Annotated in this window: 21 protein-coding genes; 1 reads left to right on the forward strand and 20 read right to left on the reverse strand. The window is 46.5% G+C overall.

What is annotated here, in order from left to right:
• The first annotated feature begins 48 nt into the window (after window positions 1–48).
• Complete coding sequence (locus BK127_RS23405) at window positions 49–456, forward strand: ImmA/IrrE family metallo-endopeptidase (RefSeq protein ID WP_076233952.1); 408 nt, start codon at window positions 49–51, stop codon at window positions 454–456.
• Here BK127_RS23405 and BK127_RS23410 read toward each other — a convergent pair.
• The 20 genes from BK127_RS23410 to BK127_RS23500 form a co-directional block, all read right to left on the reverse strand.
• Window positions 453–1,025 carry a hypothetical protein gene (locus BK127_RS23410; protein ID WP_076233953.1) on the reverse strand — a complete coding sequence of 191 codons (573 nt, stop codon included), beginning with the start codon at window positions 1,023–1,025 and terminating at the stop codon, window positions 453–455. The two genes, BK127_RS23405 and BK127_RS23410, sit on opposite strands and share 4 nt — an antisense overlap.
• Before the next feature lie 216 nt (window positions 1,026–1,241).
• The gene (locus BK127_RS43850) at window positions 1,242–1,397 is read right to left on the reverse strand and encodes a hypothetical protein (RefSeq protein WP_179097581.1); all 156 of its coding nucleotides are present in this window, start codon (window positions 1,395–1,397) and stop codon (window positions 1,242–1,244) included.
• An 81-nt stretch (window positions 1,398–1,478) separates the two neighbouring features.
• Window positions 1,479–2,588 carry a toxic anion resistance protein gene (locus BK127_RS23415; RefSeq protein ID WP_256711414.1) on the reverse strand — a complete coding sequence of 370 codons (1,110 nt, stop codon included), beginning with the start codon at window positions 2,586–2,588 and terminating at the stop codon, window positions 1,479–1,481.
• Between the two features lie 21 nt (window positions 2,589–2,609).
• The gene (locus BK127_RS23420; RefSeq protein ID WP_076233954.1) at window positions 2,610–3,248 is read right to left on the reverse strand and encodes a hypothetical protein; all 639 of its coding nucleotides are present in this window, start codon (window positions 3,246–3,248) and stop codon (window positions 2,610–2,612) included.
• A 325-nt stretch (window positions 3,249–3,573) separates the two neighbouring features.
• Window positions 3,574–4,626, reverse strand: coding sequence for an ATP-grasp domain-containing protein (locus BK127_RS23425; protein ID WP_076233955.1), 1,053 nt, complete (start codon window positions 4,624–4,626; stop codon window positions 3,574–3,576).
• Window positions 4,623–5,459, reverse strand: coding sequence for an HAD family hydrolase (locus tag BK127_RS23430; protein ID WP_076233956.1), 837 nt, complete (start codon window positions 5,457–5,459; stop codon window positions 4,623–4,625). The genes BK127_RS23425 and BK127_RS23430 overlap by 4 nt, the downstream gene beginning before the upstream one ends.
• Entirely contained in the window at window positions 5,456–6,598 is a 1,143-nt protein-coding gene (locus BK127_RS23435; protein ID WP_076233957.1) for a cysteine protease StiP family protein, read from the reverse strand. Before BK127_RS23435 ends, BK127_RS23430 begins: the two co-directional genes overlap by 4 nt.
• On the reverse strand, window positions 6,595–8,022 hold the full coding sequence (locus tag BK127_RS23440; protein WP_076233958.1) for a phosphoribosyltransferase family protein: 1,428 nt from the start codon (window positions 8,020–8,022) through the stop codon (window positions 6,595–6,597). Before BK127_RS23440 ends, BK127_RS23435 begins: the two co-directional genes overlap by 4 nt.
• A complete protein-coding gene (locus tag BK127_RS23445) occupies window positions 7,955–9,169 on the reverse strand; it encodes an HpcH/HpaI aldolase/citrate lyase family protein (RefSeq protein ID WP_076233959.1) in 1,215 nt (404 codons plus the stop codon). Before BK127_RS23445 ends, BK127_RS23440 begins: the two co-directional genes overlap by 68 nt.
• A gap of 94 nt (window positions 9,170–9,263) precedes the next feature.
• Entirely contained in the window at window positions 9,264–10,046 is a 783-nt protein-coding gene (locus BK127_RS23450; protein WP_076233960.1) for a TerC family protein, read from the reverse strand.
• A gap of 25 nt (window positions 10,047–10,071) precedes the next feature.
• Window positions 10,072–11,427: a TerD family protein gene (locus tag BK127_RS23455; RefSeq protein ID WP_076233961.1), complete on the reverse strand. Its 1,356-nt coding sequence runs from the start codon at window positions 11,425–11,427 to the stop codon at window positions 10,072–10,074.
• 36 nt (window positions 11,428–11,463) lie between these two features.
• A complete protein-coding gene (locus BK127_RS23460) occupies window positions 11,464–12,045 on the reverse strand; it encodes a TerD family protein (RefSeq protein ID WP_076233962.1) in 582 nt (193 codons plus the stop codon).
• A 105-nt stretch (window positions 12,046–12,150) separates the two neighbouring features.
• A complete protein-coding gene (locus BK127_RS23465) occupies window positions 12,151–12,726 on the reverse strand; it encodes a TerD family protein (protein ID WP_076233963.1) in 576 nt (191 codons plus the stop codon).
• A gap of 56 nt (window positions 12,727–12,782) precedes the next feature.
• Window positions 12,783–13,373, reverse strand: a complete 591-nt coding sequence (locus tag BK127_RS23470; protein ID WP_076233964.1) for a TerD family protein — start codon at window positions 13,371–13,373, stop codon at window positions 12,783–12,785.
• A gap of 76 nt (window positions 13,374–13,449) precedes the next feature.
• Window positions 13,450–13,896, reverse strand: coding sequence for a tellurite resistance TerB family protein (locus BK127_RS23475; protein WP_076234052.1), 447 nt, complete (start codon window positions 13,894–13,896; stop codon window positions 13,450–13,452).
• 227 nt (window positions 13,897–14,123) lie between these two features.
• Complete coding sequence (locus BK127_RS23480; protein WP_076233965.1) at window positions 14,124–15,017, reverse strand: nucleoside hydrolase; 894 nt, start codon at window positions 15,015–15,017, stop codon at window positions 14,124–14,126.
• Window positions 15,018–15,074: 57 nt separating this feature from the next.
• Complete coding sequence (locus BK127_RS23485; RefSeq protein WP_076233966.1) at window positions 15,075–17,438, reverse strand: helix-turn-helix domain-containing protein; 2,364 nt, start codon at window positions 17,436–17,438, stop codon at window positions 15,075–15,077.
• 29 nt (window positions 17,439–17,467) lie between these two features.
• The gene (locus BK127_RS23490) at window positions 17,468–20,590 is read right to left on the reverse strand and encodes a glycosyl hydrolase (protein WP_076233967.1); all 3,123 of its coding nucleotides are present in this window, start codon (window positions 20,588–20,590) and stop codon (window positions 17,468–17,470) included.
• Window positions 20,591–20,622: 32 nt separating this feature from the next.
• A complete protein-coding gene (locus tag BK127_RS23495; protein WP_076233968.1) occupies window positions 20,623–21,654 on the reverse strand; it encodes a sialidase family protein in 1,032 nt (343 codons plus the stop codon).
• 24 nt (window positions 21,655–21,678) lie between these two features.
• Entirely contained in the window at window positions 21,679–23,328 is a 1,650-nt protein-coding gene (locus tag BK127_RS23500) for an extracellular solute-binding protein (protein ID WP_076233969.1), read from the reverse strand.
• Window positions 23,329–23,366: the final 38 nt, after the last annotated feature.

Below are 23,366 nucleotides of genomic sequence, written 5' to 3' on the forward strand. Positions count from 1 at the left end.
ATCACAGGTCGTAACTGCCTTACTAATTGAATTAGCCGGGTGATGATAATGGAAAATACCGTATCCAAGCTTATACAACGACATAAAACGAACTGCCCCTTTACGATTGCCCGTGCGATGGGGATCCAAGTGAGATTCCATGACCTGGGGACGAATACAAGAGGCATCTATTATCGCAAGCTCAAACGACGGTTTATCGTCATTCATAATCAGCTTTCTTCAGAATGGCAGCGATTCGTCTGTGCCCACGAGCTTGGACATGATCGACTTCATCAGGGCATTAGCCGTTTTTTTCTGGAGGAGCATTCATTTTTTAATCCGGGTAAATTTGAAATGCAGGCTAACCGCTTCGCCGTTAAATTACTTGTATTCAACAGCGAATTTCATCAGGAAGAAACGATTGAACAATTTTGTACGCGCCATGGCATTCCCGAGGAGATGCACAGATTTTTCTAAAACCGTTTGTGATTGAACAAGTCATCCTGGTTCCCCAATTTCTGTGCAGCCTCCTCATACACTTTCACAATTCCGCGAACTTTATCAAACTCCTCATCATTGGGACCAAGGCCGTCCATGAACATACGTTTTAGGATTTCACGAAAATAAGTGACGCGACTTACCACAAGTTTCTTCTCCTGCTCAATAACCTCTTCAATCGAATTCCCTTGAATAAAAGCATCCATGTCGTCCATATTGTCCTTATGATCTGCAGGCTCGGGTTGATCCTCGATTCTGCCGCGGAGTGGAATTTGTTGTTCAGACTGCTGCCCCAGATCCATCGAGGCATGAATATTCGACAACAAAATTCTTTCCTTGGCCAACATAACCAAAAAGGTTTTATTCGTGAACATATCGGCTATGACCAGTCGGCTCATTTCCTTGTTACCGAGCAGTATTCCTTCAAAAGGATGAAGAATCCAGACCTCATCACTTAAGTAAAGATTAAAAGTGAACCATTCGCCACCAAATAAATACCGTAGATTAATGGAAGATTCGTTAATAATTTCGAACTCAAACTCTAGCATATGCAGCCTCCGATCTTTAGATACTATTTACATAGTACCAGATTCATAGGCATTGGCAAACATCACCTTCACTGACAATAATCGTCCGTAATCCTCATATCTCATCGTTCAATGACGCTATATACCGTGCCCGCTCCATGCTGGCTAACACAATCAGCGTAATAACCGTCCCAAGTGCCGTCAACATATCAAGCATAGGAACACCTCAATTTCCTTTTAATGTGATTCCTGATCATACCTAACCTTATGCTCAACCGACTTGCCCATATTCCATTCATTGTATGCGGCTGCAACCCGTTTGTTACACAAGCAGGTCGAATGAACCATGCAAAGGCTCGCTGCCATAACGGTAAGAATAGCTTTGGCCTTCAAGCTACGTACAACGACAAAAACCGGGAGCTGAGCGCTCCCGGTTTCGATATGGATTCTATGCTTTCACAGCCCTGCCTCTGCCTATTCCAAAAAACTCGACAAAGACTGGTTCTGCTGCTGATTTTGGATCGAAGCTTGTCCACCAGGGGTAATACCGAGACGTTGATTCAATGTTTTGTTGATCTCCGTCATTTTGGTCGTATGCTCGGTCGCGGTTTGAATGATGCTGCGGTTGGATTGCTCATACAAATCCATCGCGGTGAACAAATCGCCAATCGCCTGATTAATCACATCGATTTGCAGCGCTGGCTTGCCCAGTAGATCATTCGTTTTCTGCGTCGTTTCCTTCAGCTGCCTTGAATTTTCAGCGAACATCGTCTCCAGCGTCCGGTTTGCGGAATTGACCGCATCGATCGTATCGAGCTGATCCTGAAGTGCCATGGAGATCATCGCAGATACGGTAATCAAATGCTGGGTTTTGTGAATCGTGCTGTCTACCGCATCAATCAGCTTATCATTATTGTCATTAATAATATCCGTGCCTGCAATGGCCTGCTGGTACAGCAAAATCATTTCGGTAAACGATTGGATACGGGTTACGACCTTGCGCAGACCACGTTCCAGATGGGTTTTTCGATTCGCATTTTCCGGCTTGCTGATCTCCTGCTCAAACAATTCCTTCAGTTTATTGCCCATTGCAATTCGCGCCTGAACATTGTAAACCTCTTGAATCGCGGTACGCTTCAAATTTTTCATATACACAATGTTTTCCTGCAAAGTATCCTTGCCATTGCGCAGTGATTGGACAATCGCCGCGACATTCGTATTCACGGATTGATATTTATAAACAAAATTTTTCATAGGTGTTTTTTTCAGCAGCTTATCAAAAAATCCGACCTGCTTGCTTTTATTCAGCGCATCGATCTCACCGCGGAGCTTAAGTATGTTATTGGAAACCTCAGCCCGCTTGCCGGACATCAGCTCATTCACCGGACGTTCAAGCATCGCGAGCGACTGTCCTGCCTTTTCCATCGTTCTTTGACCCATATTACCGATTTCATCCATCAGGCTGTCCAGATCTAACGTATCGGTAGTGGATACTTTTTGAATCAGCTGCTTTGCTTCCTGCTCTACCTTGTTCACATCCTCCTGTTTAAGAAGAACAAGCTCCGTCAATGGTTGTGTTGACAAACATCTCAGCTCCTTTAAAGGTTAGTTTTGTACGTTGTAGCGTTCATGAATGAGATCAATTTTGGTTTGCAGATCAATTAAATCCCTATGTTCAATAGATTCCACATAAAAGGAAATTTTAGAATTAATATCTTTGAGTCCTGTTAGCAGCAGCCGACGGTTTTGTCGTTTGGCTTCCCCACTCAGCTTCAAAAAGGGATTAACCGCACCATTCAAATCCTTGAACACCAGCCGATGAATATTATGATTGATGTTTCCATCATTCAGCTCCTGAAGCTGCGGAATGACCCGCTGAAGCCGTGTTAAGAGAGAAAGTGTTTTCTCCACAATTTCATTATCGAGATTATCCTTCTGCCCTTCGGATATCAGCATATCTTCAAGCACACCAATATACTCAAGAACGGGCCCCCATACCGGATCCTTAGCTACTGTATCCTGGAGATCGGACGGCAAAGGTGTTGAAGCTTGTGATGGTGCTATAGGCTCGGCAAAAGGCTTTGCACCCTGCATCGGATGCTTCGGTTTGTAGAAAATAAGTGCCAATGACGATAAACCTGCCGGAATCAGAAGCGCGACATAAACGGGGACAAATAAGGTAGCCAGCAAACCAATCAAGTAACCTGCGACAATGAACACAGTAAACAGCTTGAGACGTGACATACGCTTCTTTCACCTCCTAAGAGTTTTGCTTTAGCAAAACTGACTTCGTAAGCATTTGTTGAGTTTTGCTTTTGCAAAACTGACTTCGTAAGCATTCACTGAGTTTTGCTTAAGCAAAACTAACTTCGTAAGCATTTGCTTTTCTATATAACCATCATATCACAAAATCGCCGCAGGCTAAATTAGTGTACCGTGATATCCTCTTTTTACAGGCAGTCCAAATATCTCCACACAACAAAAAGCTTCTTGTCGAAGCCTGTTCGATAAAGTTACACTTTCCTTACATTGTAAAAACAGCCCCCTTCACAGGGAGCTGTTCCAATAATTATATAGACTTTTCCAGTTCCGGCTGTGCAGCTTCACTTGTCATTAGCACGATTGGCTGCTCAACATAGCTCGCTGTAATTCCCAACTGCGGGACTGGAATGGCAACAGCCTCGCCCAGCACCGCTTTAACGGCCAAATAAGGAATATTGACTCCAGACAAGCACGTAATGTACAGTCCACCGGACATTCTTGGGTTAATCTCGAGCAATTTGGGAATACCATTATTGTATTTCACCTGAATGTTATATACATAAGGTATCCGATATTCCGCGGCGAATCGTCTTGAGATTTCAAGCAGCTCCGGCACATCCTCCAATAAGTAGAGACGTCCAGCCTCCTTGCGGCGTGGTATGGCAGCTTGCAGTTCACCGTCTGCTGAAGCCAGACAATCAATACTGTATTCGTTGCCCTCCAGCAGCTCCATCACCATTATATCCTCAAAGGTCTCCTGGGAGGAAAAGGCTTCATAAGCCTGCTCGAAGGTGATATTTAAATTCACCCATCCATACAGCTCCTCCAGCCGATTCTGCTCCTCTACGATGATCCGAAAGCCCATACCGCCTTCTGCATTTGTTGGTTTGAAGCATACCTTCAGCCCTTTGGAAGTTAAGCTTTCATAAGCTTCCTTAAAGGCCACAGCCGTATTAACGACATAATACTCGGGAATCTCCACGATCTGTTTACCACGTACGGATTCATAAAATAAATCCTTTTCCATCAGATTCTCCATCAACTCGGTATCGCGGCAAAGCATGACCTTGGTGCCAATTTGATCAAACAGATCCACATACTTGGCGATTTCCAGCATCTTCAACCGAGGTATGAATACATCGATTCGATGGCGCTTGCAGAAGGACAAGCAAAACTCCACATATTCAAACCCTTCCAGTTCTGGCTCCGTTTCTGCATGATCGCAAGCCTGTAAGGACATATGCTGAATATTGGGATGCGTCCCATACAATTCGAATCGTTCACCATAAGTGTTGTTACGGATCATATTCATATAATGATAAGCTACTGAAAACCAGCGATTAAACCAAATCCGCTTCATACTACGCCTTCTTTCTTCTCATAGATGGTTCCGTTCCTGTATGAGTGCCGTTCCAATACTTGCTCCAAAAGCTCTTCAGAGGCATAAATTCCTGGAAGCTGAGTGTACGTGATATGCGGATGCTTCGGATAATGCTTGAATAATTCTCCATGTCTCGGTGCTATGGCTTCATCTGCCGCTAGCAGCAGACTTTCATCCAATAAAGAATCGCCCGCGGCTATAACGTGTGAGGCTCCCAGCCTCTCCTTGAGATGAAGCATCGCAGCGCCTTTGCTTAATGCAGCGGGTACCAGATATATTTTCCTGCCCTGGATCGACAGATTCCAGCCCAGCTCTGCGATGACCGCTCGAAAATCATCAAGCTCTGGCTGCGGAATCTTGTCCCGCACGATGACTAGCGAATAAAACAGATCATCGGCGTATTTTTCTGTCAGCACCCACTCCGTGGTTGCGATCCGATCCCAATGTTGTTTAATATCTGCAGCCGATGCACTGGAACGGGCAACTGCCGCGGTTACCGTTTGCTTCCAATGCTCATCAGCTTGCCCATTGACCAGAATCGTTCCACCATTGCTCGTAATTGCATAGTTCGGCCTTACCGTGTCCTTGAATACAAAAATACGTTCATACTGCACCACAGTCCGTGTCGTAACCGGAATAAACTGCATGCTCGCTGTTACTTCGGTTAGCAATTGTATGGCACGCTTTGTCATAAAGGAAATATATCTTTCCTCATACAGCTCAATAGGAACGGTCTGCTCCTGCGGCTTCAACGGCCCCATCGAGGCTTCCGAATAAATCAGGGTTTGATCCAAATCACTGGCAAATATCACGCTTCGACCTCCCCTTTGCGTAATGGCTTAATAATCCCGCAGCATGAATAAGTAAGATTCGGATACACTTCAACTGACACATCTCGATCCTCAGCCAACAGCAAAATGTGCCGGAGATTCGGATTGTCCAATCGGTCTACGAGAATTTTCCAAGGCACTCTACGCAGTAAGACACGGGTCGTCTCGCCTACTCCAGGTTTAACCAGATTCACATCATCAATGCCATAATCCTGTTGAATTCGCTTAATATCCTGGATTCCTTTCCACGTCGCTTCCGTTTGCTCTGGATGAAGCTCGAAGAACGAGGCTGTTTCCTTGGCAGTGGCTTCAATACGATTGAAGTAGCTGGATACCTTATCAATGAACAGATTGGATAAATCCTTGGACAGCCACTCCTTATAAAACTTCGCTCCGTGGAAATCATTCGGACCAATCAGATCATCCCGTAGTACCGTTCTGCTCATTAATCCGGATACGGTCGAGTTCAGACAAGCACTCGGTATCAAGAAATCTTCACGGGTACCGAAGGTTTCCGAGCAATAACCCGGGTCCGCGAGCACTGCGAGATCATCATTCAAGATGACACCATACTTATCCTTCATATGTGCGCAGGCATCGACCAGTACCTTGCGAATTGCGCCCTTCCCTGTCCACCCATCAACAAACTGGATCTCATAGTCAGGATGCTTGTACAGCATATATCGAATCGCATTTTCATCAATACCTTTACCACGAATAATCGAAATACTGTAATGAGGCATATCGATATGATGCACCTCTTGAATATACCGCTTGATTAAGATTCCGATTGGAGTGCCCGCACGCGCCAAAGAAGCCAACACCGTATGCTTGCCGCGCTTTCTAAGGATCAATTCAGCAACGACACCTGCCGCGGTCGCTACCTTCTCAGCAGACTCTTCAAGCGTATCGTGGAACAGCTGGATGTAATCATCTGTAGGCTGGTACTCCACTGGCAGCATTTCCGAGTAATGCACACCAGACTGAATCGCCTCTTCACGATCCTCGGTCCCTCTTTCAAGCGTAATGTCGCTTAAATCCTTTAACAGAAACTGCACATCCGTTGGGCTGTAGCTGCCAACTGCCGACGGAGCTTGAATCTCCTTGGAAAATAACTTCATGAGGTTAGCTCCTTATCTACATCGTTCACAGGCGGGCTAAAATAAACAAGATGAATATGCGGTGTATGCGTGCGTCGTAAAGCCTCAATAAAAGGACTCTCTGCTTCAGAGGAAGCTTCCCTTTCCATAAAAACAAATAGCTCATCATAATGACCAGGAGGAATATTATACAGGAAATTCATCACAGCCGGATCTTCAGGAGAGGTATAGGCATCCCGATATCGAATCGCATAACCGACTTCTTGGCTGGGGTGGATTGGACTGCGTGTGGTAGATTGATAGAGGATTCCATCGCCCATAGCAGCAGCAATTCGCATCGGCACATACATAAATTCGCCAGTGCCGATACATAAGGTATTTGCACCTGTTCTAAGTGACCCCAGGAAGGCTGCAGACTGTTGAACCTGCTTATCCAGCAATGAGTTGTCCCCATATTGAAGCCCAAATCTGCCTGTCAGGCTCACATAAGGATTCAAATTCACATCACCTAACGAATTACCCGAGCTTACCTCCATATGGTCAAAGTCATTGTACACATAGTGCTTCGTAATTGTTGAAGGCTCGGCTGCTGCATTCATAGAAGGTGCGGCCTCATCCATGTATTCAATAGAGCTGCCATGAACCTCGATCTGCCCCTCAATTAACGACAGGCACACAATCTCAATATCCAGCTCGGCCTCGAGCATCGTAAATTGTTCCCGATCTGCATCCGATCTCCAATCGAGAAGACTGGCCACGATGTATTTGGAACGCGGAAATTTCATATGTAAATCGCGAATCATATTCAGCGCGGTTTTACCCGTCGTGATCTCATCGTCTACCAGGACGACCGGCTGCGTTCCTTGAAAAAAGCGTTCATCACGCGCATAGCAGCGGTGAGCTGTTGCGTGTGAATGCTCCTCTTCAAAGCTAAGAATGGAATCCAGCTCTCTGATTGATTCTCGTGTTGTGTGCAAATATCGGGTAGGTCCACTAAATACTTCATACATGCTATGGCCCAAAGCTGTAGCCGTCTCCGCAAAGCCTATGAAGAGGTGCGGCTGGTCAATAAGCAATGGACTACTTTTTAAGCTGGCATACACATCTGCAGCATAGACCGCAGGATTGCGAATCGCTTGAACAATTTCCGGTAGATCCACGGACACCGGACCTCCACTTTCTTGCTGCAGCAGTACGGCCAGGGCAGCTCCCCCAAGTAAAGATACGTGCGGATTAACAGGAATGTGCTTGCCCAATACTTTGCTGACGAACAAAAAGCTTCTTTTTTTATTAATTCTGGCTGCCATCAAAAATAGCTCGTCCATCGGTAGATTCAGAGGATTGCTCGTGACATGAACAATAACCTCTAATTGATCCTTAATTTTGTACGTATGCTTGCTCTTGACCGATTCGAACGAGCAAGGAATTGAAGTTTTGATTTTCATGAAACACCCCATATACTTTTGATCTGTTCATAATCCGCTGCGCCCAATTCAGATGGGGTTTCATTTCGTTCATTTTATTTGCGTACTGGCTCTTCATTACACCGAGATAACCATTATTATTGGCGATGATGGAGGTGGCGTCCATATATTCTTCGTGACTGACGACAAGAAGTGCTTGAACAAGTGTAATATGCGTGGGGTGAATAATTGTTTTACCTATAAGTCCATTTTCTTTATCCAATGCGATTTCACGAAGCAAACCATCAGTCTGGCGATTGACGACTTGTACTTTGACCCTGCGACCCTTCCGCCCCATTGCATCCTCAAACAGGTTTTGCTGGACACTCTGCTTCAGAGATCGATCACTTTTGAAATACTCCCACACAGGGCCGGAAATCACATATCCATCCTCAATGCGTCCAAAAACATTAATAATATCCATAATACAATCCCTGATGACTCCCAAATCGTAGATCGTCATATCCGCGCTTCTCCGAATGCCGAACAAACTTGAGAAATCCGTCGCGCCAATCCGGATATTGAGAATGTATGCCTTGAATGGCTCCAGCAGCTTTTTGATCGTCAGTAACGTCTCCAGCCTGCTCTCCCGATAAATCACAGCAGCTGTTTCAAGTATAGGCATTCCGTATAACACGGCTGCAGACGGTGCTTTGTACCGATTGTAATCCATAAGAAGTTGGAGGTAATGATGAGCATTATCAATCGTAAACTTAGGAAATACAAACCCGGTAAGCAAAGCGGCATCTTCCTGGAGCATTGTCAATATTTTGTTCATTTGCTCTGGAGAGCGTACACGAATGAACAGCAGCGGCAGGCTGTGTGTCAGCAGAGTGCCAAGTCGAATCCAGGCAGATAACCGACGTAATTGCTGGATCAGGCATTCCTCGGCAAGCTCAACCTGATGATCTCCTACGGCATCCTCCAGATCTAACACAAGAGAGGTCAATCCTTCATGTTTACCGGAAACAATATCATCCGCAATCGTAAGCCTTGTGGCTGGTGTATATAGAGCGGCTCCGACAGCAATAGATAACAATTCTTTATCTGATGTATTGTCAAAAGAGACCGGTGGTTCATAGAAGAGGAGCTGTTCCTCTTCTTCAGAGAGGTAATTAAAATAACGCATGCAATCGCTCCTCCATTTCTATTACACCTGATTTAAAACCTAATCTAAAATATCCTCCCGTAATTGGAAGGATATTCGCTTACTATAGCATCCATTAACTGGATTTAACCTCTTTGTTTCTTTTGTTCTTGATTGAGCTATAAATCATCGTTCCGCCAAAAATTGCGATGATCAACGAGAAGAAGTACACATGGGATACTTCGAATCCGAATGCGGCTGCAATCATCTTGGCTCCAATCACGATAATCAAGACAAACGCTGCTTTTTCAAGCTCTGGATACTTTTCAATGAGCTTGAGGAATAATTGTGCGACACCACGCATCATGAGCACTCCAAGAATACCGCCAAGGAATAATACCCATACCTGTTCACTAACTCCAAATGCAGCCAGAACGCTGTCAACACTAAAGGCAATATCCATCAATTCAACAGCAAAAACCGTTTTCCAGAAGCCTTGACCCTTGTTCTCCACTTCGCCTTCTTCCTGCTCGGCTTTTTTACCGATATAAGGAAGAATCCCATACATTTTAAATTCAAGATGAAATAAATTACTAAACGCGATCCAGAGCAGATAAATACCGCCTGCAACCTTAACCCAAGTAATTTTGACCAGGAACGTACCAATTCCAATAGCGAGAAAACGAAATATATAGGCTCCAATGATCCCATAGAACAAAGCTTTCTTTTGCTGTTCTTTCGGTAAATGTTTTACCATTACAGCAAGTACTAATGCATTATCAGCAGACAGTAATCCTTCTAGAATGATCAGTGTCCCAATAATTCCCCAGTTAACCGGATCTGAAAGTGTTGCAACAATACCAGCCCAACTAAAAAAGGAACTGAAATTCGCAATAAAGCTACTTATAAAATCTGACAAACTTTACCCCCCCTTTAACTAACAACTATTTGGAACCAGCAACCCATCTCAAGCCCCATTTATAAGCTTCATCCATCTTAGCATGACCCGCATAATAGGAGACCAGTTTTTCAATGCTCAAGGTTTGGTCATTCACATTTTGAATCAATGCAATGGCACACATACCTTTATTTTTCTCATGCTCATCCATCCGGACCTCGATATCGGGACCGCCGCTTTGCTTGATCGTGACGACGCCGTTGGCTTCCGCCCAGTTGGCTGCTCCTTCATAGATAAAGGCAAATACGAGAATCCGTTTGAATTCCTTCAGCATATTTCCATTAATCCGCAAATTTTCACCGGATTTCACCGTACCCGTCCGATCATCTCCATCGAGGGAAATATAGGGCGCACGTGTAAGCGAACCAAAGGAATTACCCAATGCCTGTACGACACCCTTGCTGCCATTCTTTAATTCATACAAGCAGGCCAAATCCAGATCCAGATTGCTGCTGCCACCGAACCAACCGGATTTTTTCTTCTGGTCCCAGTTCAGATTGACGAGAATCTCACCAAGTGAGCCGGAATTTTTTTGAAGATTAATCGTATCTCCGCGTTTTTTCAGCTCGATTTTGTTCAAGTTGATCGGATTGGCTGCTGGTGGTACGGTTGGTGCTGGCGGTATCTGTGCAGGCTCCCTAGAAGGCCGATTCAAATTAAGCGGCTGCTGCTGTGGCGGGTTATTGGGCTGTTGGCTGGGCCTGTTCAGATTCAGCGGCTGGTTATTAGCCGGCGGTTGAGGTGTCGGTGGTGTTGGTGCTTTGATCTCTTCTTCCTTCACCTCAATACCAAAGCTATTGCACAACGCTCCCAGGCCACCAGAATAACCGGAACCGATCGCATTGAACTTCCAATCGCTGTTGTATCTATATAATTCTCCTACGACAACGGCCGTTTCAACGGAGAAATCTTTTCCCAGGTTGTAGCGAAGCAACTCGCTGCCAGACGTTGGGTCTATGATACGAATATAAGCATCGTCTACTTGAGCGAAATTTTGTTTTCTTTTCTCTCCCTCATAGACAGTCAAGGTAAAAGCTATCTTGGCATATTGTGCAGGCACATTTCCCAATTGAATCGTGACCTGCTCCCGGTCGGTGAGTCCCGCCATATTCCGCTTGTCACCTGTTGTCAGGGAAACCGCATGATTAGCTCCTACAGGATTTCCATAGAAAATAAGGTCTTCATCACGTGAAACCTTCCCATTAGCCCCCAGCACAAATGCGGAAAAATCAAGATCCACACCATTCGCATTACGCCAACCCATGCCAATTATAACTTGAGTTAACGAAGGGTTGTTTTTAGTCAGATCGGCTTTCTGACCCTTAACTACTGAGATCGCCATGACTACACACCTTTCTTACGTTTTAAGTTACGAAGCTTAGTTGGCGTCAAGGCCGTAGTTTTTGCAAAGGGCAGCTAGACCACCAGAGAAACCGGAACCGATTGCCTGGAACTTCCAATCCGATCCCTGGCGATATAATTCACAGATGACTACTGCGGTTTCAACGGAGAAATCTTCTCCCAGATCATAACGCAGCACTTCTCTGCCATTGGATTCATCTACGATGCGAACAAACGCATTGGATACCTGTCCAAAGTTTTGTGAGCGGGCTTGTGCATCATGAATCGTTACGGTGATCCCGACTCTTTCAACATTAGCAGGCACTAAGGAGAAATCCATAATGATCTGCTCATCATCGCCGTCACCTTCACCTGTACGGTTATCGCCTGTATGCACAACAGAGCCATTAGGTGTTTTCGGATTGTTATAGAATACGAAGTCATCTACGCCTTTGGCTTTACCATCCTGATAGAGCATAAATGCTGAAGCATCAAGGTCAAAGTCATTACCGCCGTTATATTTATTCGTATCCCAGCCTAAACCAACAATAACCTTGGTCAGTCCTGGATTCGTTTTGGTAAGATCAATTCGTTGTCCTTTGGATAAGCTGATTGTCATGTGGATATCTCCCTCCGAATTTAGGTATCTCCGTTATTTACAATAAGCCGCCTTTACAAGGCGGCTTATTGTCCATGTCATGGCATACATGAGCAGGATTATTGTTTATGCAAGCCCGAAGTCACGTACCAAGCCGTTTAAGCCGTCTTTGTAGCCACTGCCGATAGCACTGAATTTCCATTCACCGTTATTACGGTACAATTCAGCAACTACGATTGCCGTTTCGACGGAGAAATCTTCTCCCAAATCGTAACGAATCAATTCTTCATTGCTTTCCTCGTTCACAATACGCGCATAAGCGTTGGAGACTTGTCCAAAGTTTTGGTTGCGCTCTTGAGCTTCATGAATCGTAATGCAAATCGAAATTTTCTCGACGTTAGCAGGAACTGCAGCCAAATCAACCTTGATTTGCTCATCGTCTCCGTCGCCTTCGCCAGTTTTATTATCTCCTGTATGTACAACGGAACCATTCTCGTTTTTCGGGTTGTTGTAGAAAATAAAATCTTTCTCAGACCCAGCTTTACCGGAAGCATTCAAAGTAAACACGGAAGCGTCCAAGTCAAAAGCGGTACCGCCATCATATTTGTTCGTATCCCATCCTAAACCGATAAACACCTTAGTCATACCTGGATTGGTTTTTGTCAGATCAATCTTTTGTCCCTTAGTTAAGCTGATTGCCATAATAAAATTCGCCTCACTTTTCTATAATTTTAGGTTTGGTGTTGCTTGTACAAAGATTATGTGTAGCGTCTGGCCAACAAGTCGATATGTGCGGCTAGCTCGCCTTCGCCAATTGCATTAAATTTCCATTCGCCGTTATTACGGTAAATTTCACCAACAATCAATGCTGTTTTGCCAGCATAGCTCTCGGTCAAATTAAATCGTACGAGCTCCTGATCATTCGTATGGTTAAATACACGAATATAGGCAGACTTAATCATGCCAAAGTCCTGTTTACGGGCTTCGCAGTCATAAATATTAACAACCATCAAAATTTTCTGAACATGAGCAGGTACTCTGGCCAGATCAACAACGATTTGCTCATCGTCGCCATCACCTTCACCTGTCCTATTATCTCCGGAGTGAACAACAGAACCGCATGCACTTGTTTTGTTATAAAAGCACACCAAATCCTCTTTCTTCTCCAGCTTGTTGTTTGCATTCAACAGTAGGGCTGAAGCATCACAATCAATAGCAGGCTTTTTGCCGCCAAAGAAGCTTTTTTTCTGTTCAATCGCATCCCATCCAAGCCCGACAACAACTTTGGATAAGCCTGCATGTCCTTTTGTTAAATCAATTTTCTGACCTTTAACTAATGAAATGGACATTCATCAGTACCTCCATTCGCTTGATCTCAATCTTTCACCAGTAATACGGCATTCGCCTATAGTTGGTTTCAAGATTTTACAAACCAAATTCTCCGGAGCTAAGTCCCAGCACCTTACAAATATCGCGAACTGCATTTTTTTCTGTTTCGTCAAAATCACCATCAGCTGCACCGATCGCGCAGCATACCCCTACAATAACACGGCCGATCTCCGGCTTGGAATTGAACGGAGCAATCGCTCTCAGAGCTTCCTGCTTACCAATGGTCACATCAAAATCCATATTGCCGGCATAATGATTAAACCGATTGATAACATCCGTCATGTTGTATACTTTCAGCTCTTCACTATGACTTAAATAACCGGCCATCTTTTGCTTCTCGGCTGCAGAGATGTTTCCATCAGCTGAAGCTACTACAGCGCATCCGGCAACTATGGCTTCAAGAAGATCCTTGTTTTTATACTTCTTGACAGAATCCTGTAAACTGGTCTTACCCTTGGATAACCAATTTTGAAACGAGTTCATTGCACTCATGTTTGTTTCCTCCATTTTTAATAAGGTTATGTTACCCATTTTCCAATATCTAATAACAAACAGATGGTGCGATCATAGCTTTCCACCTTTTCCCTACTATTAACTTTATACATATCCCTAAAATTTTGCAAGTTTCGATAGGATTCCTTAATCACACAAAAAAGATGACACCAAAAGCTTTGTCATCTTTCATTATCGTACGATAATATGAAATTTAATCAACCTTCATTTGAGCTGCGGGCAAAACGGGCAATTTTAGCGAAAAAATCCTCCAAAATAAACCTCGGATCTACCGTCTCGTACACTTTTATCGCCCGATACCGGCCATTATGGATGTAATGCATCTGCGGATCAATCTCCGGTGCAGGCCGCCATTCCGATCTGCCGCCCTCAGGATACATGATCAGCCCGATCACAGGCGAATCTCCCAATGAGCGGTATTCGATAGCTTCTTTTTTCCTGCTGTTGTATTCCAGCAGCTGTTCGACCAGATAGGCACCGATCCTACCGTGTGGATACACCTTTTCCATCAGCTCCGAATGACTGACCGGCATCATCCGATAGGCATTATAGGGAACCTGCCATACCTCAAGCCTGGATTTAAAAACAACATTGGCCGCATGGATATCATTGGCCAGATTATACTCTCTACCGCCTGCGGGCCATGTATAACCGCCGATCCAGATGACGCGAATATTACGGCCCTCGATAGCCGGCTCCAGCAGTAACGCTGACGCCATATCGGTCAAGGGTCCACAGAAAGCGATGTTCAGCGTCCGGTCGTCGTCCTTGAGCGCTTCTTCTATAATAAGGCGTGCTCCCGCTGAATCGACCGGCGTAAGCTCGTCCGGCATCGGATGCGGAGCTCCGTTCTCGGCCCTTATGCTGCCTTCCATTCCCATCAGCCGCAGCAGCAAATCGATTTCCCCCCTACTGTCCAGCATGCTTGTTTGGGAAATTTTGTCCCCAAAATGGGCTGCTATAATTCCATGAATCTCAAAGGATGGAGTCAAAATGCCATGAACGATGGCGTACTGATCATCTGCCTCCGCCTTTGTGTCGGTATTGATAATTACGCGCAGCTTTTTATGCTGTGGATAATCAAATTCCATCAGAATACCTCCATGTCGAACAGGCCGCCCGTCACACTCGACTGAACTGCAGCCAGCCTAATCCGTTTTTTTATACAAAGTGCGATATTCGTTCGGTGAGATGCCTTCTACTTTTTTGAACACTCGCAAAAACGTGGTCCGGCTGTGAATACCAATACTTTCAGCAATATCATTGACCTTCATCTCGGTCCGGGTCAGCAGCTCTTTGGCTTTTTCAATACGCACCTGATTGATATAATCGGTCAAATATACGCCGGTTTTATCTTTAAATACTCGAGACACGTATTTCACGGAAACGCCCATTTCATCGGCTATTTGCTCCAAGCCCAGATCCTGTGTGTAATGCTCCTGAATATATTTTTCGATAAGCGAGACGAGGTTGCCCGATCTTTGACCTTTTTGCGCTTTGGTCACTTCAATAATTCGGGCGTAAAATGCCTGAATAATCTGCTGCAGCTCCTCCTTCGTTCCGGTCAGCGTATCCCCAATTGCGGGACTTGTGAACTGCTGAAGCTGTTGATCCATCTCCAGAAACGTAACATTACGGCCTTTTTCCGCTAAAAAGCGGACACCAGTTACATACATTTCTTTAAACAGCTGCCCCATATGTTCGTAGGACATGCTGCGCCGCATATTATTTTCGACAATTTCCTCAAGCACAGTACTTACAGCTGATTCGTCGCCCAGCTTCAAATAATTTAATAGCTTCTGCTCGTCGTACAACGAATATTGGTAGCTGTTGCGGATCGACATGTGGCTGGAATCGACAATCTGAAACCTTTTTTCTTTATTACGTTTGCCAAGCGCCGTCATCGCCTCATTGTAAGAAGTGCCGATATCATTGACGTTGGTGTAAAAGGTGCCGATTCCTATTGTGATATCGTAATACATCCGTATGTCATATTCGAAAATTCCGAGCATCCGGTTAAAAGCCTCGTACAGCAATTCCGTTTCCTGTGCTTCATCCACATTCACAAGCCCGACGAACAGATGCATCCGGTGCTCCAGTACGTAAGCAGGCAGGTCACGACCGAGCAGGGACCAAATGATTTTTTTAATTCCATTGATTACATAGATCCGTTCGGTATCCTGAATATCCTCGTAAAAGGCCTCTTTAAAATCAAAATGGACCGAGCAGCATATAAAGCCCGAACGCGTGAAGCCGAAGTCCGCCTTCAAGGTTTCTCGTAATATTTCCTCCTGATTCAAGGTGTGGCCTTTAAGCAGAAACAGCAGCGAATACTCGACATACTCGCTTGTATGCTTGTCGTATTTAACCTTGTACTGCTGGTTGCTGTCGGAAAGACGGTCAATCCCTTGGCGGATCAGATCGAACTCATTGGAATGGATATTATCTGCATGATCTCCGCTTCCCAAATCGCTTTTCAAGGCAATCACATCACGAATGTTGCGAATCGGATTGTAAATGCGAATGCTGAATACGAACGAAAAGATAATGCCCATCACAATCAACACGATAGATAACAGCACCGTCATTTGCAAAATATTAACCGTATGATGGTTGAATTCACTGAGCGGGGTGAACGAATAATATTCCCAACCATATAAATTGGACTTGATATGGGCAATCATATAGCGCTTTCCCTGTATCTCGATATCCTGCGCTCCGCCTTGTTCATGATAAGCAGGCAGCCAGGCCGATCTTTCCGGTGAGCCATCCATCAGTCCCTGCTCATCGTAAATAATCTGCTGATTCCCATCCAGCACCACAAAGTTAGTGGAATCAAAAACAGCATTACCCTTCAACGCATTGACGATCGCATTAACGGAAATATTGACGACCATCACTGCATTCTGATTCTGAATCCGGTTGGTCATGACGATAGGTACAACCTGTTTGATCGCCATCTGCTCCTGAACCACACTGGAAACCGGCAGTAGCTCTATGCTTTTGGTCGAGCTCCGTTTATTTATCCAAAATGCCGTGTCGTACTTCTCATACTTATAAATGTTATTGAAGTAGGAGTTAAACGTGTTAACGCCCGCACCGACGTAAACCTCCTGATTATCAATGTAAACAAAGGTTGAATCCGTAAAATTGCTAATAATGTTCTCGCTTCTTTGCAGAATGCGCGGCAAGCGCCACAGCTCTGATTTGATGGTCAGGCTTTGTTGGTCCTTGGGAATAAGCAGATTCATGACGGTATAATCAAATAAAAAATTGATCCCAGTCTCCTGCGTCGTATTAATATACAAATCTATCGTATTCGCGGCAGATTCCAGATTGGTGGTAATCCGCTCGTTAAACTGATTTTTCATAATGCTGATCGAGTACGCATATTCGGACACGCCAATAATAATAATCGGAATCAAAAGAGACAGGAAATACGATAAAATTTTGAGAAATAATCGGTTCTGCTTGCTCTGGAATTGTTTGAATCGCATGATCCCGTTGTTCATCGTTGTTTCCTCTCTTTTGCTTCCGGCAATTAATGGATTTGAACAATCTTGATTTGTTCAAACAAACCATAAGGCTGCACAATATAGCCGGGCGTGAATTCATTGCCCTCCCTGCGAAAGGAATCCCAGCCGATCATAGCTTGCCGTGGTCCCCTCGCTTCATGAAAAGGTCCGAACATATTGCGCGGGCTGCCCATGACCTCGATCTCCAGCGCATTACTGCCAGCGTTCAGATAAGGGGTCAAATCGACTCCATCGGCGGCTTTCCAAGGCACGTGCCCGGCAGTAACTCCGTTCACTCGGATTTCCACAGTGACTGCAGAATGGTCACCCAGCAGCAGGACGGCTTTTCCCGTTTCATCGTCCGGGTGAATATAATCGATATGGTAAATCATGCTTCCATTATAATGATAATAGCCCTGCAAGCACCAATCTCCTGTACGGAGCGTGTCCGGTTCTTCTACGATGCTCCGCGACAAATTGACCGCAAAATCGCCGATCAAGTAGCAGTCCTCGATTTCCATCGCTTGCGTGTAGTCAGCATACAACTCCAGCTCGTTGCTGCCCTGCCTGATGCCAGGAAGCGCAATACAATCCATCGATCTATCAACGAACCAGCCCACAGCCTTATTGGATATCTCGTGACCATTGAGCAGGATACGGAACTGCTGCGAGCCTTCGAGCACAAGTCGAATTTCTTGGGCAGGCAGATCCGTCACATCGAACCGCAGCCTGAACCCGACAGGCGTACCATTATGGGGATGCTCTTCATGAATCCACTTATATCTCTGCGTAATGCCATTATAATAGACCTGTCGCATGCTTAATAGTTCGCGGATATCCCTTTGAGCTGACCACACCTGCATTTCCTCCGACCAATCGCCGTCACCCATGCGGTACTCACATGTATCCAGAGTGAGCACATTGGGCATCGTCCTCGAAAAACGGAATTCAGGACCTGCCGCCGCGTAGAGAATAGGTTCAGACTGGGATTGTGATAACGCCTTTGGAGATGAAGCTGATGCATTCAAGGTGCTTGCGTCGACTGTGTGAATCATATACAGCCTGGAAGCAGCAGCGCCGAATTGGGTGTTAAAGCACAATCGATCTTGTTCGATCCATGAATCGATCTCCGTAATCTGCCCGGTCAATGCGTCCCATTCTTCAACACGGCCTATCAGCTGAATATCGATACGCACCTCATAACCTTGATCACGATCATTATTGACGACGAACAGCGTATGTCCATCCTCAACCTCCTTGAACAAAATGAACAGCTCGGAAGCTTCAGCGGCATACCGATTATGAATTCGTACAGGCCGTGGTTGGATATCCTCCAGCTTGGCAATTACCTCCTCCGGCCTAGATGCGATTGTGACGCCTGGATGGGCGTATAGGCCGATCAGATCATCGAATGGCTTGCCTTCGATCATAGTGGCGAATGGCGTCATCGCAACCACTTTGCCCCCCTGCTCCAGAAACCGGAGAAGCAGCTCATACGTGCTGTGCAGCATCGTGCGTACCGGCGGAATGACGGCAACCTCATAACCTGCCAGATTCACAAAAAGCTTGTTATCGCGAACCGCTCCTGTCTCAGCCATAATCGTCTCATCGCCAAGATCAAAATCATAATGAGCTCCCAGCAAAATACGTAAAAAATCATTAAATTCAAACCCATACTGGTCAATAGCCGGAATGTCACGGTCCAGTCCGCGTTTTTTGCTTCCATAAGGATTGGTACCGAGCATCGACCAGGCCGTTGAAGCCGGATGCAGCACCAGAATATCCCTGACCGGCCGCCCTTCGCTCATAACCGAACCGATCCGGGCAAAATAATCTTCCATGATATAATTATATTTCCACCAGCTGTTCTGGTAATTAAAGACGGGAGGGTAATCTCTTTTGCGGCAGCCCTTTAATGAATACAAGGAAAGATGCTGGGATCTCAGGTTGATGCCCAGTACGTACTGCCAATCCCCAACCCATTTCTGGCCTTCGAAGGTGAATTCCCAGCCCGTGCAGCCATACGTTTCAGAAATCGTAAACTTACGGCCGTATTGATTGGCAACGCTAGTACACTGCTTGACGGTTAAGTGCTCGTTGGTCTGCTCACAGAGCAGGTCAATTCCCGGAACATGCTGGTACCGATAATGTGGCATAATAGCTCCGCCGACCCGTGTCGCCACTCCGAGAGAGCCTTCCCACAAAAAGTGACCGGTAAAGGCAAGTCCGTTATCCTCGCACCAATCGCCTAACTGTTTGGAATACGACTCGCAAAATTTATCCGATACGGTCCGCCAGTAATCATGCCGTGCATGCGGGGACTGCTCTCCGTTAAAGAAAATGTAAGGCAGCAGCTCAAGAATATCATACCCGCGCTTGTCTGCGAAGTAGACAGGAAACGTGGATGTCCAAGGAATCCAGCCGCGCCCCGCCGTATAAGTGCTGTGCCGGTCATGCACACTGGGCTCGTCGGTAAAAATACCGGCAATCGTGCGACCGAACTGCTCGCCAATTTCAGCTTTATAAACCTCATAGGTCGAATCAATAAAGGCACGGACCGTGTCAGGGTTCATGCTGTCCGGCGGCGCCTGATCATTAAACCATTCACTCGGAGCTGATACCTCGACCCTGAATACGAGCAGCACTTCATCCTCGGCCAGTAATGTGGCTGTTTGGGGGGCTGGACCGGCTATCTCCGGCAGTTGAAGCTGCTCGCAGCGGAGCAGCTTCATATCATCGATTGCCGCCTTGAATACGGCGACAATGGCACCGTCAGGCTGGAAGGAGCCCCGTGCTACTTCGATTGTCAGCCCTTTGGAACGGTGCTCATCCCCTATAGCCGGAACCTGTCCTCCCGCAGAGCCTGAAGGCCAGCGATCCTCATCATACAGCCAAGCCTTCATCCCCTGCTGTTCCGCTTGAGCCACCGACTCACGAATGGCTTCCATCCATTCGGGTCCCATATAAGGCGTTTCCAGCCCGTCACGCGAATGCATGAAAAAGCCGCCCATGCCCTGAGCCTTCATATCCTTAATTTGCCGCGTCAGCTCTTCCTGCTGCAATTCATCATTCCAGGCCCAAAAAGGCAATGAACGGTATTCCGCAGGCGGCTGATTAAACCGTTCTCTCAATTCAGGCAAAGTTGCCATATGGGTAGACCTCCTAAATGTTCAGGGATTCTTTACGACTCCAGCTCCAGGCTCCAGCACACAACCCGCTCCCGTTTCCATGTGTAGGTCACGTATATACGTCTTCCCTCGGCAATCACGGCCGGGTACGAGTACTCCCCCGGTTCGATCGGCTTCGTATAGGTACGGTAGTCGCCCTCCAGCACAATCAGCTGCTCCCAGTTCTCGCCATTGTCTGTGGATACGCTCAGCAGGAGCGGCATCCGCGGACCATTGTACATGCCGACCGGATTGTAAGCGAGTACAAGCGTTCCGTCATCCATGCGCGCCAAATCGATGCCACTATTGTTATTCGGCAAATACGTTCGATAAGCAGGCGACCAGGTCCGGCCCGAGTCCGAAGAATCACTGCGGTAAATAAAACCGGCGGTGCTGCGGTGCAGCATGTGTACATGGCCAGGCTCCGATTCCCAAATGGTCGGTTGAATGAGACCTTTGCCGCGGACAAGATACTTTCCTTCTTGCCCCTTGCCACCCTCAGCAGAAGGTCGAAGCACAGGCACCATCGCGCTTTGCGTCCAGGTCTGTCCTTGGTCTAGTGAGATATCGGCGAACGCGTCCCAAGTCTCCGCTTCAATAGAGGCGGGAGCTAGCCAGGTTCCATCCTGCAGTTCGATCAGCTTGTTCTTAACCGGACCTCTCCCGCCTGAATCTCCCGGCACCAATTCAATCGGTTCGCTCCAGGTTTCACCGTTATCATCGGACACGATCATTCTTGTATACCACTGCGGAATCGGGCTGCCCACCTTGTAATGCAGCACGATTTGTCCATCAGTCTTGCGGAATAATACCGGATTCCAATGTACGACGCCTTCTTCGTCCGCCACCATTCGCGGCTTGGACCATATACCGTCCGTTCTCGTCGAGCACCAGATCGCTACATCCGGCGCACCCTCCTTGCTCCCGGCAAAATAGGCAACCAGCAGATCGCCGTTCGGCAGCGTCACGATCGTCGAGGCGTGGCAGGCGGCGAACGGGCGATCCTCCTCAAATACAAATTGTCGGCTCTGTTCCTTCAGCTTCATGGTTTCACTCCACTCTCTCTTGTCTTATTTCTTCTGGTTCAATCTGGCTAACGCGCCGTTATAAATTTTTTCCAGCTCGGCGCCTCCGGAATCACGGGCTTTTTTCATGACAGCATCATATTCATCCAGCTTTTTGACACCCATAATAAATTTGTCATATTCCTGCTCCAGCATCGTGTTCAGGTTGACCAGTATTTCCTTGACACGAGCAGCCTCTTCCTTTGTAAGCGGCGGTTCCAAATAAGGATCATGGTAAGCCTTGTCATTGGCAATCGTTTTCCAGAACTGCTCATGCATGTCGCTCCAGTTGCCCGTCAGCTTCTCTACCTGCACCTGCGGCTCGGAGTTGGAGAACCATGGCGTAAAGCTCAGCTTGCCGGAGCCCAGATCGGAATACATCGCATAGAAAGCGGTAGGCTGGCCGTCTTTAAATTTCATGACATAATCGCTGTTCAGCTTGGGCTGGCCCTTCTCGTCCAATGTATGGTGGACACCCTCAACACCGTAGTTCATCAGGTTGGACGCTTTCTCGGTGTACATCCAATCGATCAGCTTGACAAGAGTTTCCGGGTCCTTGGCCTTGGAGCTGATCGCAAAAATTCTGTCGTTCGTTATCGTTGTTGCGTAAAATTCGGCTCTGGCTTTGCCAGGCTTATATTCCGGGATCGGAATGAGCTCAAGCTTGCCGTCCGGAACTGCCTTTTGCAGCTGCTTCGTATAATCAAGCGCAAAGCCGCTGTTGTCCATAAAAAAGAACGATTTACCGCTGGTCAGCTTCTCGGTCCACTGCTGCTGTGTCGCGACTGCATAATCCTTGTCGAGCACCCCCATCGTGAAGGCTTTGTTCAGGTAAGCCAGTACGTTTTTGAATTCGGGCGTGCCTTGTCCGTACACATATTGGCCGCCGTTCACATCTTTATCAAAATATATCCCGTTGCCGCTGCCCACTCCCGAGCCCAGCATATAAGACATCGTTTTGAACAATTGGTGGATAGGTCCGCTTCCCTTACGTGCGGAGAACGGCGTCGAATCGGGATAAATCTTCTTGAGCTCAGCTAGCACAGTCAGCAGCTCGTCAAAGTTTTTAGGTGTCGGTAGGTTGTGTTTTTTCAGCAAATCGGTACGGATGACCGGCCCGAAGCCATTCTTCAGCTCATTGCGGCCTATCGCCGGGAAGCCATACAGGTCTCCGTCCGCGGTCAGCTTCGCCATGTCCGGGTATTGATCCCATACTTTTTTGAAATTGGGCATCAGTCCCTTATTCATATATTGCATCAGCGGCACGAACACGCCCGTCGATGCAAAGCTGTTAATATCGGCCATATCTACCTGGATAATGTCCGGCAAGTTATTGGTGGCGATCAGTATTTTTTTCTTATCGTTGTAATTGCTGTTTGGCACCGTTTCGAATTTCAGCTTGATGTTCGTCTGCTTGAGAATTTCCTGCTGGATCGGAGCCATATTTTTGACAGGCTGATTCGGATGCTCCGGGAAAGCGATCGTGATCTCCCGTTCCTTGGCAGAAATTTTACCTGAATCTGCTCCGGCTGCGTTACTTCCCGGTGCAGCGGGTGCTGCCTCTTTACCGCCGGTTCCCGTGCATCCGGCAATAGCCGTGGCCACAATGATTGTGGACAGTGATACGGAAACCCCTTTTACCCATGCTTTAGTCATCTTGGATAAACCTCCCTTTGTGTGGATCAAGCGTTAAT

It is taken from the genome of Paenibacillus sp. FSL H7-0331, assembly GCF_001956045.1.